Origin of the sequence: Streptomyces sp. GC420, assembly GCF_009916105.1 — a bacterium.
GTDB lineage: Bacteria > Actinomycetota > Actinomycetes > Streptomycetales > Streptomycetaceae > Streptomyces.
Genome location: NZ_JAAAXQ010000198.1, coordinates 1 through 15031, shown reverse-complemented (window position 1 = coordinate 15031; position 15031 = coordinate 1). Strand labels below are relative to the sequence as shown.

The window sequence follows — 15031 nt, the reverse complement described above, 5'->3', positions numbered from 1 at the left end:
GGGAGCGGCAGGGGAGGCGGACCCGGCGGAGGGATGCAACGTCTTCTCCCGCACCGTGTCGGCGTCCTCGGCGGGGGCGGTGTATCCGCCGGGCACCTCCTGGTCGCCGCCGGTGCGCAGGTCCCGGCCGTCCAGGGCGTCGGGCAGGGAGTAGCCGTCGGGGTCGCCCTGGGCGTCCATGGCGTCCTGGCCGAGCCCGGACAGCGAGACGGCGGCCGCCAGTCCCGCCGTGTCCTCGTAGCCGTCGCCCTCGGCGATCGCGGCGAGGCGCGCGGAGGTGTCCATGAACGCCGGATCGACCCGGTGCACCGCGCGGTAGAGCGGCAGGGCAGCCGCACTGCGGCCGGTGCCCTCGTGCGCACGGGCCAGCCAGTAGCGCAGCTCCTTGCGCTGCGGCTGCTCGCTGCGGCAGCGCATCAGGGCCGCCGACAGCAGCGGCTCGGCCTGCCCGTACATCTCCAGCCGGACCCGGGCCATGCCGCCGAACAGCCCGGATTCGATGCCGAGCAGCGGGTCGTCGAGCAGCGGATCGGTGTGCCGTACCAGCTGCTCCCAGTCCTTGACGAGGTAGGCGCGGCAGGCGTGCAGGAAGCGGACCTGCGGGTCGGCGTCGACGGGAGGGCAGCCGGCCAGGGCCCGGTCGAGCTCGGGGACGTGCCGGCCGTCCAGCCAGTGCGAGGCGTGCGCGAGCAGCAGGTCGCGCGGGGTCTCCAGCACCGGCTGCACCCACCAGCCCAGCCAGTACCAGGAGTTCAGGGTGCGGCGGTGGCGGGAGCGCTGCTCGCCGAAGCGGTCCCGGTGGCGGTACATGCGCAGCAGCGCGGTCGTCGTGTCGACGCGCAGGGCGTGCAGGCCCAGCCAGGCGTCGGCCATTCCCGGGTCGATCCGCACCGCGGATCTGAACTCCTCCTCGGCCTGCGGGTACGCGCCCATGGTGTAGGCGTCGACGCCACGCAGCCAGGCGAGCTCGGCCGGGGCGTTCGGTCCCTGCGTGCCGAAGTCCATCACGTCCCCCACTCGCCCCCTTGGAAGTGAATCCACGTGCCACGACCGGGAGTTGCAACCGTGCCCGATGCCGTACCCGGTCGCACCGGTGGCATCGTACCCGCGTGGCGCGGATGCGCCGAAGGACCCCGGGGAACGAACGGGGAGGGGGCGCACAGTGACCCAGGGTGAGAAAACGGCCCCCGGAGGGGCGGGGAAGGCCCGGGAAAGGCGTCCGGGCAGAACGAAGCCCCCGATCACGGGGGAACAACCGGGGGCTTCGCGTCTGGGTGCGACCGAATGACCGCACATTGAGAACGTAAGACCTGTACGGCCCTTGGGTCAAGCCGAGTTGAGGTTCTCCGAACCTCCGACGAGCGGTGACAGCGGATCGACCGCGAGTGGTCACACGGAGTGATGAGGGGATGGTTCTATCGTGTCCCACCAGGCCCGGGAGTGAACTGGTACCCCTGCGGACACTGCCGCACCAGAAGATCCGCGTGGGGGCGCGAAGGGTCATCGGTGAAGTGCGCGCGCTCCGCCTCCTCCCAGCCGTCCCAGAAGCCGCCCAGGCCGGGGCCGTCCCTGTGCCGCCCGCGCGCCCAGGACCGAGCGCGCGGCAGGTCCATCCACAGCAGCCGCGCGAGCAGGGGCCGCAGCGCACGCCGCCCGGCGCCCACTCCCTCGAGGAGGACCACGGGGGCGGGCCGGAGGGGACGGGACGGCCCGAACCGCCGGCGGTTCCAGTCGTAGGGCGCGTAGTGCGCCGTCTCACCCCGCGAGAGCGGCCCGGTCACCTGCTCCCGCAGCCGCCCGGTCCAGGCGAAGGGCTCCGTGTGGGTGGCGAGGTCGTCGAGATGCAGCACGGGGGCGCCGCCGAGCGCCTCGGCCAGCCGGGCGGCGAAGGTGGTCTTGCCCGCGCCCGCGTGGCCGTCCACGGCGACCAGCCGCACCGGGCCGCAGGAGGGCGGCAGGGCGGAGAGTTCGCGCGCCAGGGCTGCGAGAGAACCGGGCGCGGGGCCGGAGGCGGGGGCGGGCCTGATCACCGGCACCAGGGTACGGCGCCGGTACGGCGACGCCGCGGCCCGTGCCACCGGTCCACACCAATACTGGTTGTCGCGACGCGCGTCGAAGCGCTGGAAGACGCTGCCCGGAAGCGGCCATAGTTGGCGCACTGTCGATCAGAGGTGATCTTCCGGCGCCGTTTCCGGAACCGACTTGGGGGTCCACCGTCCATGAGCAGACTCACCCCGCGCAGGACCGTACTCGCCGCCCTCGCCGCGGCCGCCGGCACCGCGGCGAGCGCCTCCGCCGCGGTGCCGGCCACCGCGTCGTCCGGCGTCACTCCCTCCGGCGTCACTCCCTCCGGCACGGTCCCGTCCGGCACGGTCCCGTCCGGTGCGGGACCGGCCGCCGGGGCCGGCCGGGCGGCCGGCGGGCGGCTCGTCGACTACCGAGGCTGGACCTCCTACGGCGACTGGCGCGGCGGCACCGGCGAGGGCGCCACCGTCATCGGCGGAAAGCGCCCGGGCGTCGTCATCGGCACCCCGGCCGGGAGCGGTGACCACACCGACCCGCACACCGGGACCACCGCCACCTGGGAGTACGCCCGCTGGACGGGGCCCCTGCACACCCCGGCCGTGCCCGCCACCGAACTCGTCCCGTCCTGGAACGCCCACACCCCGGCCGGCACCTGGCTGCTCGTCGAACTGCTCGGCGACTACTCGGACGGCACACGGACACCGTGGTATGTCATGGGCCGCTGGGCCGCCGGGGACGCCGACATCCGGCGCGCCTCCCTCGACGGCCAGAGCGACGGCCGGTCCACCGTCTGGACCGACACCCTCGCCGTCGACGACGCGTCGACGGGGCTGCGCATCGTCGCGTACCGCCTGCGGCTGACCCTCTACCGTAGGCCCGGCAGCAGGGTCACGCCCACGGTGTGGCGGCTCGGCGCCATGGCCTCGGACATCCCCGACCGCTTCACGGTCCCGGAGTCCGTTCCCGGCCTCGTCCGCGAACTGGACGTGCCGCGCTACTCGCAGGAGATCCACATCGGGCGGTACCCCGAGTACGACAACGGCGGCGAGGCCTGGTGCAGCCCCACCTCCTCCCAGATGATCATCGAGTACTGGGGCCGGAAACCCACCCCCGAGGATCTGGCCTGGGTCGATCCGGAGTACACCGACCCCCAGGTCTGCCACGCCGCCCGTTTCACCTACGACCACGAGTACGAGGGCTGCGGCAACTGGCCGTTCAACGCCGCCTACGCGGCCACCTACCGGGACATGCAGGGCGTGGTGACCAGGCTCGGCTCGCTGACCGAGGCCGAGACGCTGGTCCGCGCGGGAATCCCGCTGATCACGTCGCAGTCCTTCCTCAGGGAGGAGCTGACCGGAGCGGGCTACGGCACATCCGGGCATCTGATGACCGTCATCGGCTTCACCGGGGACGGCGACGTCGTCGCCAACGACCCCGCCTCGCCCACCAACGAGGCCGTGCGCCGCGTCTACCGGCGCCGGGAGTTCGAGACGATCTGGCTGAGGACGAAGCGGTACAACGCGAGCGGCAAGATCGTCTCCGGCACCGGCGGCATCTGTTACGTGTACTTCCCCGCCCGCCCGAGCGCCGCCCAGTGCCGGGCGCTGAAGGCGGTCGGCATCCGCTGAGCCCCCGCGGGTACCCGCTGGGCTTCCCGACCGGAACAGGGGAAGCCCACCGTAAAAGCCGTGACCTGGCACGCGAAGCGCGACGTCCGCGTGGACACCGTGCCCGACCCCATCTCGACCGGACTGTGCGGTTCCGACCTGCATCTCTACGAGGTCCTCACCCCGTTCATGACGCCCGGGGACATCCTCGGCCACGAGCCCATGGGCATCGTCGAGGAGGTCGGCGCCGAGGTGACCGGCCTGGCCCCGGGCGACCGCGTCGTGGTCCCCTTCCAGATCGCCTGCGGCCACTGCTGGATGTGCGGGCAGGGCCTGCCCACGCAGTGCGAGACCACCCAGGTGCGCGAGCACGGCATGGGCGCCGAGATCTTCGGTCACACCAAGCTCTACGGCCAGGTCCCCGGCGCGCAGGCCGAGTACCTGCGGGTGCCGCAGGCCCAGTACGGTCCGATCAAGATCCCCCAGGGCCCGCCGGACGACCGCTTCGTCTACCTCTCGGACGTTCTCCCGACGGCCTGGCAGGCGGTCAAGTACGCCGATGTTCCGCGCGGCGGCACCCTCTGCGTCCTCGGCCTGGGCCCCATCGGTGACATGTCCTGCCGGGTGGCGATGCACCTCGGCGCCGAGCACGTCATCGGCGTCGACCTGGTCCCCGAGCGGCTGAGCCGTGCCAGGGAGCGCGGCGTCGAGGTCTTCGACCTGCGGGAGTTCGACGGTCAGGAACCGCTCGTGGCCGCCGTCCTCGACCGCACCGGCGGACGGGGCCCCGACGCGGTCGTCGACGCCGTCGGCGCCGAGGCGCACGGCAGCCCCTTCGGCCGTACCGCCCAGCAGGTCGCGGGCATGCTGCCGCGCAACTGGGCCGCCAAGCTCACCGAGAAGGCCGGCACCGACCGGCTGACCGCCCTGAAGCCGGCGATCGCGCTCGCACGCAGGGGCGGGACCGTCTCGCTCAGCGGTGTGTACGGCGGGATGGCGGATCCGCTGCCCCTGATGACCATGTTCGACAAGCAGCTCAAGTGCGGATGGGGCAGGCCAACGTACGCCGCTGGAGCGATGAGATCTTGCCGCTCCCCACCGACGACGACCCGCTCGGCGTGGACGGTTTCGCCACCCACCACCTCCCGCTGGACGAGGCACCGCACGCCTACGAGATCTTCCAGCGCAAGGAGGAAGGAGCGATCAAGGTCCTCCTGCGGCCCTGAACTCCTTCCGGTCCCCTCGCCCCTCACCCGCGGCCCGGTGCTTTCGGACGTCTGTCAGGCCCAGTGCCGGGCCCCCCGCAGCACCCGCAGCACCTGCTCGTCGGTGACCTGCTCGAACTCCTCGTACCAGTACCCGACCGACCCGAACGCCACCGGCCGCTCCAGGCAGATGATCTCGTCCGCCTCGCGGCGCAGCGTCGCGACCCCGTCGAAGGAGCCGACGGGCACCGCGAGCACCAGGCGGTCGGGAGACTGCGCGCGCACCGCACGCAGGGCGGCGCGGGCCGTCGAACCGGTGGCCAGGCCGTCGTCCACCACGAGGACGGCACGCCCGGCCAGCTCGGGCGGCGGTTCGTCCCCGCGGTACAGCCGCTCCCGGCGCCTCAGCTCCGCACGTTCCCGTTCCAGCACGGGCGCCAGGGACTCCTCCGTGAGGTGCAGCTGCGCCATGAGCCCGTGGTCGTAGTACGGCGGTCCGTCACCGGCGATCGCCCCGACGGCGAGCTCCGGGTGGTCCGGGGCGCCGAGCTTGCGCACGACGAGCACGTCGAGCGGGGCGCGCAGGGCCTGCGCGACCTCCTCGGCGACGATCACGCCGCCGCGTGGCAGGCCCAGCACCACCGGGTGGTGCAGCTCGCCCTTCTCCTGCAGCAGCCTCAGCCGCCGGGCAAGAGCCTCTCCTGCCTGCCTGCGGTCGTGGTAAAGCATCCCGTCGACTCCCTCCGCGCAGTCCCGCGCCGCCGCGGGACCTAACCGCCGACGCCGCCGCTGCCGAAGCCGCCCGACTTCCCGCTCCACGTGGGACGCGGACGCTTGCTGGAGTGGGTGCCCTCGTTGCCGAAGCCCTGGAACTCGTGCGGCAGCAGCCGGTGGGCGAAGTCGGTCTGAGGAACCTCCTCGGGCTCCCGCTCCTCCTGGATCTCCCGGACCGGGCCGGTCGGAGGCAGGTGCGGCTGTTCCTCGGGGGTGGGGGGCGCCGGTTCACGGTCCCTGATGCGGCGTCCGAGGACGAAGGCGCCGATCAGCATGCCGACCACCACCAGGCCGGCCACGAAGGGGGCGATCCCGATGAGCAGATCGCGGGTTACGGCGATATCCATGGTCACCACTGCTTGGTTCGGTGTTCGCATGTGACCCCGGGTACCCGGGGGGCTTCCAACCAGTCACCTGTGACAAATGCTACGCCTCTCGGGCGTACCGGGCCCTTTCGGTGAGCCGTCCGTGACTGGCAGGGTGGCTCGCCGTAGGGGGGAGGCAGCGAGACCCGTGAGGTGCAGGACCATGACCGCGACGGCCACGACCGCGACGAACATGACCGCGACGGCCTTGAAACGTGCCGTCCGCGCCCGGACCGGCGGGCCGAAGGAGGGCCCCGAGATCCTGGAGCACGTCGCGGGCTGGGTGCTCGTCGTGGTCCTCGCGATGCTCGTCACGCGGCTCGGCCTGCTCTGACCCCTGCGCCCGGCCTGCTCCGGCCCTGTGCGGAGGGCGCTCCGCGCCGTCTTGCGCGCTCCCCTTTGAACACTTCCTGCGCCCTGTCCGTACATGGGACCACCGGCGCTCCTCTGCTGCGCCGGGAGGCCCGGGCACGGGCGAACGAGCGGAGGGTGTGCGGCGTGGGGACGTGGCGGGGTACGTCGGTGGCGGCTGCGAGCGTGCTCGTGATGCTGTCCGCCGTGAGCTGTGCGGCGCGCGGGGAGGGAGCCTCCGTTCCCGCCGACGACAACACCCCCGTGGGGCGCTCCTCACCCGCGCGCACCTCGCAGGCCGTCTTCGGCCGGGCGAGACAGGGCGAGGGCGCGGCCCGGCCGGTGAAGGTCACGGTGCGGCTGGACGGCGCACTGGGCCGAGTGGTGACCGACGCCGAGGGCAACACCCTTTACCGCTACGAAGGCGACTCCGACGACCCGCCGCGCTCGCTCTGCGAGGACGCGTGCGCCGCCACCTGGCCACCGGTCCCCGGCGAGGGCGCCGAGGCCGGCCCGGGGATCGAGCCCGGACTGCTCGGCACCGTCACCCGCGCGGACGGCAGCACTCAGCTCACCCTCGCCGGGCGGCCGCTGTACCGCTACGCCGAGGACGACGAACCCGGGTCCACCTCGGGCCACGGTCTGCGCGGCGCCTGGTTCGCCGCCGGCCCCGACGGCGCCGTGGCCGCCAAGCGGCCGCCCGCCCTCGCCGCCGCCGAGAGCCCGGAGCTCGGCAGCATCGTCCAGGACTTCGAGGGCCGTACCCTCTACCGTCAGGGCACGGACCGCCGGGGCGAGTCGTCGTGCGCGGTGGACTGTCCCGAATCCTGGCAGCCGGCCTTTCCGGTCATCCTCGACGAGGTCACCGGCGTCGAACCCGGCCGGCTGGGGGTGCTCACCCTGTCCGGCGGCCGCCGCCAGCTCACCCTCGACGGCTGGGCGCTGTACCGGTACGCGGGCGACCGTGCGCCCGGCGACATCACCGGCCACGGCATCGACGGCCGGTGGTTCGCCGTCACGCCGCAGGGGGACACCGCCGTGGCGAGGGAGCTGCGCACGAGGTGAGCGGAGACCGGAGGACCCGTCCGCGGGGGAACGTCCAGGAGGGCCGTACGAGGAACGTGGTGGTGGCTCCTCTGCCATACTTCGGGGGTCCACCGGCAGTTTCGGCAGTCGAACACCGAGGCCGAGTTTGAACAAGAGCGAGCAACGCGGCACCGGGCGCTCCCGGGCCCGCCGTGCCGCACTCATCGCCACCGGGCGGAAGCTGTTCGCCGACACGTCCTACGACGCCCTGTCGATGGACGACATCGCCCGGCACGCCGGCGTCGCCAAAGGACTGATCTACTACTACTTCAAGTCCAAGCGCGGCTACTACCTCGCGATCGTCGAGGACTCGGTGGCGTCCTTCATCACCCTGGCGTCGAGCGGCGCGGACCTGCCGCCCGAGCAGCGCGCCCTCCGGGCCGTCGAGGGCTTCCTGCTGTTCGCGAAGACGCACGAGGCGTCCTTCCGCACGATCGTCACAGGCGGCGTCGGCTTCGACTCCGAGGTGATGGCGATACGGCAGGCCGTGCGCCAGGAGATGATCAGCACCATCGCCGAGGGCGCTTACGGGCGGCGGGACATACCGCAGATCGCCCGCACCACCCTGCTCGGCTGGATGTGCAGTGTCGAGGGCGTCACCCTCGACTGGCTGTCCCACCAGGAACTGCCCCACGAGACCGTCGGCAGCCTGCTCGTGCGGGCGCTCGGTGACGCGCTGCGCGCCATCGGCGAGCTGGAGCCGGACTGGCCCGCGCCCACCGGCCCGCTGCCGCTGCGCCCGCCCGCCTCCGTCCCCGCCGCGGCCGCACCCGCGGGATCCACGGGCCCCGAGGCGGCGCAGGCCGGCCCGGTCCCGGCGCAGGCGGGCCCCGCACCGGCTGCGGCGCCCGCCACCGCGGTTACGCCCGGTGCTCCCGCTCCCGCGCGGACAGCCGCCGTGCGCCTCCCGGAAGGGTCTTGAGCGCAGGCAGGACGAGGACCGGGGCCATCACCGAGCCGCCGCCGTCCCGCTCCGGCACGGCCCTGGTCGTCGCGCCGGCGTGTCCCTCGGGCTGTCCTCGCGGCTCGGACCGTCCTCGCGGCGGGTGAGGGAGAGCGCCCGGCCGGGCATACTCAACCTGCCGCGGCCGCTGGTCAGCCCGGTTCCGGGACCCGGGACGGCAGGACCGGCGCAGGACCGGCACGAGCGAGTCCGGGCGGCGCCGCCCCACCCGCGGGCCGGACCGCCCCGGCGTCCCGACAGGGAGGAGCGCCGCCATGACCGACAGTGCACCGCAGCCGGTGGAGCGCCGGCTGCCCACCGATGAGGCCCGGGACCTGTTCGCGCTCCTGCGCGGAATGATCCGGCGTGAGATCGCGCCCGTGGCGGCCGACGAGGAGGAGGCCGGCCGCTTTCCCCGCGAGACCTTCCGCCTGCTGTCCGAGGCCGGGCTGCTCGGACTGCCCTACGACTCGGCGTACGGCGGCGGCGACCAGCCCTACGAGGTCTACCTCCAGGCCGTCGAGGAACTGGCCGCCGCCCGCCTCACCGTCGGACTCGGCCTCGGCGTCCACACCCTGGCCTGTCACGCCGTCGCCGGCTACGGCACGGAGGAGCAGCGGTCCCTGCACCTCCCCGGCATGCTCGCCGGCGGACGGCTCGGCGCCTACTGCCTCTCCGAGCCCTCCTCGGGCTCCGACGCCGCGAGCCTGCGGACGAGGGCGGTCCGCGACGGCGACGACTGGCTGATCACCGGTACCAAGGCCTGGATCACCCACGGCGGTCTCGCCGACTTCTACACCGTGCTCGCCCGCACCGGAGGCGAGGGGCCGCGCGGCATCACCGCCTTCCTGGTGCCGGGTGACGCCGCGGGACTCCAGGCCGCCGCACCCGAGAAGAAGATGGGACTGAAGGGCTCACCCACCGCCCAACTGCACTTCGACGGCGTGCGCGTCCCCGACGGCCGGCGCATCGGCGCAGAGGGGCAGGGCTTCGCCATCGCGCTGTCCGCCCTGGACTCCGGGCGGCTCGGCATCGCGGCCTGCGCCGTCGGCCTCGCGCAGGCCGCGCTGGACGAGGCGTGCGCCTACGCCGCCGGACGCGAGCAGTTCGGCCGCCCCGTCGCCGACTTCCAGGGGCTGCGCTTCATGCTCGCCGACATGGCCACCCTGATCGAGGCCGGCCGGGCGCTCTACCTCGCGGCGGCACGGCTGCGCGACGCCGGGGAGCCGTTCTCCGCACAGGCCGCCATGGCCAAGCTCTTCTGCACCGACTCCGCGATGCGTGTCACCACCGATGCCGTGCAGGTCCTCGGTGGCTACGGCTACACCGCGGACTTCCCCGTCGAGCGGTACATGCGGGAGGCGAAGGTGCTGCAGATCGTCGAGGGGACCAACCAGATCCAGCGGATGGTCGTGGCCCGTCACCTCCTGGGGCCCGAGTCACGCCGGTCCGAGTCACGCCGGCCGGACCCGGCGGAGCCTCCGTCCGAGGCGGACACGGGATGAGGAAGCTCCGGGCGCTCGGCGCGCGGGTGCGTGGGCGTGGGCTCATCGGCACCGGAATCCGGACACGTCCGTGGGTTCGACCGCATTCCACGGTGATGTGGCCCACTTTTCTCGCCGGAATCGAAGAATGTTAAACGTCTTCGGCTGCGAATGCGAGGAAGGTCACTGTCGAGTCACGGTCCTATGGGGGTATCGTGACGACTCTTGCGCGTATCGTCGTACGCATGTCCTTCCACTCATCCGACTCTGGTTCCGCACGACCCGATGCCGCGGCCGCCAACGAGGCGATCCGCATGCTCGTCGAGGCGCAGGCGGGCGGCGAGTGGCCGGCGGAGGAGTACGAGCAGCTGCTGGCCCAGTGGGCGACGGCGGTCAGCCCCGACCTCGCCGCCTAGACCGACCCGCCCGGCAGGCGGGCGGGCCACGGCGTGACGCGGGCCGCCCGCGGCGCACATCCGCCTCGCGTTCAGCCCCATGACGCGCGGCACCTGGCTGACGCGCACCCGCCTGACGCACGCCGAACGGGTGCGCGCCGGGGCCCGGGCCCGCGGGGGCGGGCCTGCCGGGCGGCGGCCGAGCCGGGTGGGTGCGGGGTGGTGAAGCGACGAGCCGGGGCTCGTCGGTGAGGGCGGCCGAGGCGGCTCAGGCGGCCCGGCCCCGCACCCGCGGCATCCTCATCGGTCGCGAGCCGGGTCCCCCCACGTGGGAGAAGGGCTGCATCCGCCAGTCCAGGCCCTGCGGCAGCGTGAGCAGCAGCGCGGTGTCCTGCTCCTGCACCTCGAAGGACTCGTCGGCGGGCCGCGTCGAGTCGACCGGACGGCCCGACCCCGCGCACACCTGGAGCCCGAAGGGGTTCCACGGCGTGGGGCACTTGGCGTGCTCCGGCAGTACGTCCTCCTCCGCGAGCAGCGCGATGGGCTGCTGGCAGTCCGGGCACAGCACCCGGAACATCTCGAAGGTGTCGTAGGCGTCGGGGTCGATCTCGTCCTCGGCGGAATCGACCGCCTCCGGCTCGGGCGCGACGACCGGCTCCTGCTGCCGGGTACGGGCGCTGCGACCGGGGCGCTTCAGGCTCTGCATGTGGTTACTCCCCCTCGGGTGGGCCGACAAGGCACTGCGGCCTCGACCACAGCAAGCATTTCCCGCCGTGATGAGCCCGTAATCTCCGACCCGTCAGGACAGGGTCCGCAAGTCTGTGGCGTTCGTCACATGCCTGCCGCAGATGCCTCGGGTGCCGGTTCTCGACTGGGTCTTTCGGGTCCGGACCAGTAGCTTGATCCGCTATGGAGGAGCTGGATCGTCAGATCGTGGACTTGCTAGTCAAGGACGGCCGCATGAGCTACACCGACCTGGGCAAGGCCACCGGCCTGTCCACCTCGGCCGTGCATCAGCGCGTGCGCCGGCTGGAACAGCGAGGAGTCATCCGCGGGTACGCCGCCGTCGTGGACCCCGAGGCGGTCGGGCTGCCGCTCACCGCGTTCATCTCGGTGAAGCCCTTCGACCCCAGTGCCCCCGACGACATCGCGGAACGCCTCGCCGACGTGCCCGAGATCGAGGCCTGCCACAGCGTCGCCGGTGAGGAGAACTACATCCTCAAGGTCCGCGTCGCCACGCCCCTCGAGCTGGAGCACCTCCTCACCCGCGTCCGTACCCTCGCGGGCGTCTCCACGCGGACGACGATCGTTCTCTCCACGCCCTACGAGGCGCGCCCGCCCCGCATCTGACGGCGCGCCGTACGGCGGCCGCCCAACCGCGCCCGCCAGGTGTCCGCCCCACGCCGCGCGGCGCCCGCCCGCGCGCGCCACGGGCCACCCGGCGTCCGGCGCACCCCGGGCAGGGGAGAGACTGTTCACCATGAGCAAGAGCGCCGCCCCCCACCACGGGGAACCCCGCACCGTGCTGCTGCGCGGTGGCGAAGTCCACAGTCCCGCCGACCCCTTCGCCACCGCGATGGTCGTCGAACGCGGACACGTCGCCTGGGTCGGCTCGGAAGGAGCCGCGGACGCCTTCGCCGAAGGTGTGGACGAGACCGTCGACCTCCGGGGGGCCCTGGTCACCCCCGCCTTCACCGACGCCCATGTGCACACCACCGCCACCGGCCTCGCGCTGACCGGCCTCGACCTGTCCCGGGCCGCGACCCTGGCCGAGGCCCTCGACCTCGTACGCGCCCACGCGGCGGCCAGGCCCGGGGAGCGGATCCTGCTCGGGCACGGATGGGACGCGGCGCGCTGGCCCGAGAGGCGAGCGCCGTCGCGGGGCGAACTCGACGCCGCGACCGGGGGCAGGCCGCTCTACCTGACCCGCATCGACGTCCACTCGGCCGCCGTCACCCAGGCGCTGCTCGACCTCGTTCCCGGCATCACCGCCATGAGCGGCCACCACCGCGAGCAGCCCCTCACCGGCGACGCCCACCACGCCGCACGCGCCGCCGCCTACGCCGCCGTCACGCCCGAGCAGCGCACCGAGGCGCAGCGCGCCGCCCGCGCCCACGCCGCCTCCCTCGGTATCGGCTCGCTGCACGAGTGCGGCGGGCCCGACATCTCCTCCGAGGACGACCTGACCGGGCTGCTGCGGCTCGCCGCCGAGGAGGCGGGGCCCCGCGTCTTCGGCTACTGGGCCGAGCGCGTGCACGACGCCGGGGACGCGGAGAAGGTACGCGCCCTCGGCGCGATCGGCGCCGCCGGCGACCTCTTCGCCGACGGCTCCCTCGGCTCGCACACCGCCTGCCTGCACGAGCCCTACGCCGACGCCCCGCACACCGGCAGCGCCCACCTCGACGCCGCGGCCGTCGCCGCCCACGTCGAGGTCTGCACGGAGGCGGGGCTCCAAGCCGGCTTCCACGCCATCGGCGACGCGGCGCTGACCGCCGTCGTCGAGGGCGTGCGCGCGGCCGCGGACAAGGTGGGGCTTCCCCGCGTCCGGGCCGCCAGGCACCGCGTCGAGCACGCGGAGATGCTGACACCCGACACCGTCGCGGCCTTCGCAGAGCTCGGACTCACCGCCTCCGTGCAGCCCGCCTTCGACGCGGCCTGGGGCGGCGAGGACGGCATGTACGCCGAGCGGCTCGGGGCCGGACGCGCCCGCACCCTGAACCCGTTCGCGGCGCTGCTGCGCGCCGGGGTTCCGCTCGCCTTCGGTTCGGACAGCCCGGTCACCCCCTTCGACCCCTGGGGCACCGTCCGGGCCGCCGCCTTCCACCGCACCCCCGAGCACCGGATCTCCGTCCGGGCGGCCTTCACCGCCCACACCCGCGGCGGCTGGCGGGCCGTCGGCCGCGACGACGCGGGGATGCTGGTCCCCGGTGCACCCGCCGACTACGCGGTCTGGCGGACCGGGGAACTGGTCGTCCAGGCCCCCGACGACCGGGTCGCCCGCTGGTCCACCGACCCACGCTCGGGGACGCCCGGCCTGCCCGACCTGAGCCCCGGCGCCGGCCTGCCCGTCTGCCTGCGCACCGTCGTCGGCGGGCACACCGTGTTCGTACGCCCGGACGAGTGAGCGACGGCGTCCGGCAGGCCGGACGGTGTGCCCCTTCTGCGGTGCGGGCCGGGCCCCGGTGCCCCGCTCTGACCTGGGAGTTCGCTGAAAGTCCGCAGGTCGCAAGAGTGTTGACAGGGTGCGGCGGAGGGCGGGTAGTTTCGGCCGGGTCCACACCTTCACGTCCGTCCGGTGAGCGCCCGAGCTGTCGTCGAACGCCGCTGAGCACGGGGTGGCGCCCGTACCGGGGCGCCGCCTGGGAGCCAGGCTCAGTGCCCGCATCGGGGGCACGGGAACGTCTCAGCCGGCCGGTGGGTGCGACCCGGGTGGGGCCCGGACGCTCAGTAGACAACGGCTCTCGGTCGACCCGCAGCCAGCGGGTCCCTGGCCGGCCCGAAGGGCGCCGGGCCCCGATCCGCAGATTCCCCTCGCCCTGCGCCCGCGTCTGTCGCCGTGCTCCGGCGGGCAATCGCTAAGGTGGCCCTGTTGAAGGAGAAGGGGCAACAGTGAACGACGGCGGTCAGCGGCAGTACGGTCCACTCGGTACGGCCTTGGTGATCATTCCGACCTACAACGAGGCGGAGAACATCAAGCCCATCGTGACCCGGGTGCGCGCGGCCGTGCCCGAGGCGCACATCCTGGTCGCCGACGACAACAGCCCGGACGGCACCGGGAAGATCGCCGACGAGCTCGCGTCCGCGGACGACCAGGTCCGTGTGCTGCACCGCAAGGGCAAGGAAGGGCTCGGCGCCGCCTACCTCGCCGGATTCCGCTGGGGCATCGACAACGGCTTCGGCGTGCTGATCGAGATGGACGCCGACGGCTCCCACCAGCCCGAGGAACTGCCCCGGCTGCTGACCGCCCTGAAGAACGCGGATCTGGTGCTGGGCTCGCGCTGGGTGCCGGGCGGACGGATCGTCAACTGGCCCAGGCACCGGGAGTTCATCTCCCGCGGCGGGAGCATGTACTCCAGGGTGCTGCTCGACGTGCCGCTGCGGGACGTCACCGGCGGCTACCGGGCCTTCCGCAAGGAGACCCTCGAAGGCCTCGGCATGGACCAGGTCGCCTCGCAGGGCTACTGCTTCCAGGTCGACCTGGCCCGGCGCGCCGTCGAGGCCGGATACCACGTGGTGGAGGTGCCCATCACCTTCGTCGAGCGGGAGATCGGTGACTCCAAGATGAGCCGCGACATCCTGGTCGAGGCCCTGTGGCGGGTCACCGCGTGGGGCGTGGGCACGCGGGTGAACAAGCTGCTCGGCCGCAAGCACTGAGCACGGGGCGGCACACGGCAGCCGGGCGGCCCGCTCAGTCCGCGGGCTCCTCGGGCTCGGGGTGATCCGTCGGCACGCCCTCGGGCTGCTGGGCTGCGCGCCGCTCGCTCCCGGACTCGTCCGCGTCCGGGACGTCCTGCCCCCTCTCCTCGCCGGCGTCCGCGCCCGTCCCCACGTCCCACGGATCGGGGGAGTCCTTGTCGGCCTGCTGGTCCGGCATGTCCCGGGGGATCCCGGAGTGCTCCTCCTCCGATGTCCCCCGTGTTCGGTCGTCGCTCATGTCCGCTCTCCTCGTCCGTCGTGCCTCCTCCTCGCGGAGGGCACGCGGCCCTGGTACCCCTAGGGGATCTCCTTACGCCGTCATGAGCCGCGTCCGGGCACACTGGGACCATGACGACAGGCGCACCGACCCCCGTCCCGCC

Annotated in this window: 14 protein-coding genes and 2 pseudogenes; 10 read left to right on the top strand and 6 right to left on the bottom strand. The window is 73.4% G+C overall.

Features of this window, described 5'->3' with window-relative positions:
• Together GUY61_RS22905 and GUY61_RS22900 are read right to left on the bottom strand one after the other, a co-directional pair.
• A partial coding sequence (locus tag GUY61_RS22905) for a tetratricopeptide repeat protein (protein WP_398956544.1) occupies window positions 1-1005 on the bottom strand: 1005 nt, incomplete at its 3' end.
• A 410-nt stretch (window positions 1006-1415) separates the two neighbouring features.
• A complete protein-coding gene (locus tag GUY61_RS22900; protein WP_398956541.1) occupies window positions 1416-2027 on the bottom strand; it encodes a uridine kinase in 612 nt (203 codons plus the stop codon).
• A gap of 192 nt (window positions 2028-2219) precedes the next feature.
• Between GUY61_RS22900 and GUY61_RS22895 the strand changes: the two genes are divergently transcribed.
• Both GUY61_RS22895 and GUY61_RS22890 read left to right on the top strand, forming a co-directional pair.
• Entirely contained in the window at window positions 2220-3653 is a 1434-nt protein-coding gene (locus GUY61_RS22895) for a peptidase C39 family protein (protein WP_166632114.1), read from the top strand.
• A 60-nt stretch (window positions 3654-3713) separates the two neighbouring features.
• Window positions 3714-4858 (top strand): annotated as a pseudogene (locus GUY61_RS22890) (alcohol dehydrogenase catalytic domain-containing protein).
• Window positions 4859-4912: 54 nt separating this feature from the next.
• Here GUY61_RS22890 and GUY61_RS22885 read toward each other — a convergent pair.
• Both GUY61_RS22885 and GUY61_RS22880 read right to left on the bottom strand, forming a co-directional pair.
• On the bottom strand, window positions 4913-5566 hold the full coding sequence (locus tag GUY61_RS22885; protein ID WP_166632113.1) for a phosphoribosyltransferase: 654 nt from the start codon (window positions 5564-5566) through the stop codon (window positions 4913-4915).
• Window positions 5567-5607: 41 nt separating this feature from the next.
• Complete coding sequence (locus GUY61_RS22880; RefSeq protein ID WP_166632112.1) at window positions 5608-5958, bottom strand: DUF6479 family protein; 351 nt, start codon at window positions 5956-5958, stop codon at window positions 5608-5610.
• Between the two features lie 181 nt (window positions 5959-6139).
• On the opposite strand from GUY61_RS22880, the gene GUY61_RS22875 reads away from it, so the two are divergent.
• From GUY61_RS22875 to GUY61_RS22855, 5 genes and pseudogenes are all read left to right on the top strand, one after another.
• Window positions 6140-6310, top strand: coding sequence for an SCO1431 family membrane protein (locus tag GUY61_RS22875; RefSeq protein WP_166632111.1), 171 nt, complete (start codon window positions 6140-6142; stop codon window positions 6308-6310).
• Window positions 6311-6474: 164 nt separating this feature from the next.
• Complete coding sequence (locus GUY61_RS22870) at window positions 6475-7392, top strand: hypothetical protein (RefSeq protein WP_166632110.1); 918 nt, start codon at window positions 6475-6477, stop codon at window positions 7390-7392.
• A 127-nt stretch (window positions 7393-7519) separates the two neighbouring features.
• Window positions 7520-8131: pseudogene (locus GUY61_RS22865) on the top strand (TetR/AcrR family transcriptional regulator); the annotation flags it as partial.
• A gap of 500 nt (window positions 8132-8631) precedes the next feature.
• On the top strand, window positions 8632-9861 hold the full coding sequence (locus GUY61_RS22860) for an acyl-CoA dehydrogenase family protein (RefSeq protein ID WP_166632108.1): 1230 nt from the start codon (window positions 8632-8634) through the stop codon (window positions 9859-9861).
• A 224-nt stretch (window positions 9862-10085) separates the two neighbouring features.
• Window positions 10086-10256: a hypothetical protein gene (locus GUY61_RS22855; RefSeq protein WP_166632107.1), complete on the top strand. Its 171-nt coding sequence runs from the start codon at window positions 10086-10088 to the stop codon at window positions 10254-10256.
• Window positions 10257-10503: 247 nt separating this feature from the next.
• Here GUY61_RS22855 and GUY61_RS22850 read toward each other — a convergent pair whose 3' ends face one another.
• Window positions 10504-10941, bottom strand: coding sequence for a hypothetical protein (locus tag GUY61_RS22850; protein ID WP_166632106.1), 438 nt, complete (start codon window positions 10939-10941; stop codon window positions 10504-10506).
• Window positions 10942-11144: 203 nt separating this feature from the next.
• Between GUY61_RS22850 and GUY61_RS22845 the strand changes: the two genes are divergently transcribed.
• From GUY61_RS22845 to GUY61_RS22835, 3 genes are all read left to right on the top strand, one after another.
• Window positions 11145-11585, top strand: a complete 441-nt coding sequence (locus GUY61_RS22845; RefSeq protein ID WP_166632105.1) for an Lrp/AsnC family transcriptional regulator — start codon at window positions 11145-11147, stop codon at window positions 11583-11585.
• A 130-nt stretch (window positions 11586-11715) separates the two neighbouring features.
• Entirely contained in the window at window positions 11716-13359 is a 1644-nt protein-coding gene (locus GUY61_RS22840; protein WP_166632104.1) for an amidohydrolase, read from the top strand.
• A gap of 485 nt (window positions 13360-13844) precedes the next feature.
• Window positions 13845-14609, top strand: coding sequence for a polyprenol monophosphomannose synthase (locus GUY61_RS22835; RefSeq protein ID WP_166632103.1), 765 nt, complete (start codon window positions 13845-13847; stop codon window positions 14607-14609).
• Between the two features lie 34 nt (window positions 14610-14643).
• Here GUY61_RS22835 and GUY61_RS22830 read toward each other — a convergent pair whose 3' ends face one another.
• The gene (locus GUY61_RS22830; protein WP_166632102.1) at window positions 14644-14889 is read right to left on the bottom strand and encodes a hypothetical protein; all 246 of its coding nucleotides are present in this window, start codon (window positions 14887-14889) and stop codon (window positions 14644-14646) included.
• Window positions 14890-15031: the final 142 nt, after the last annotated feature.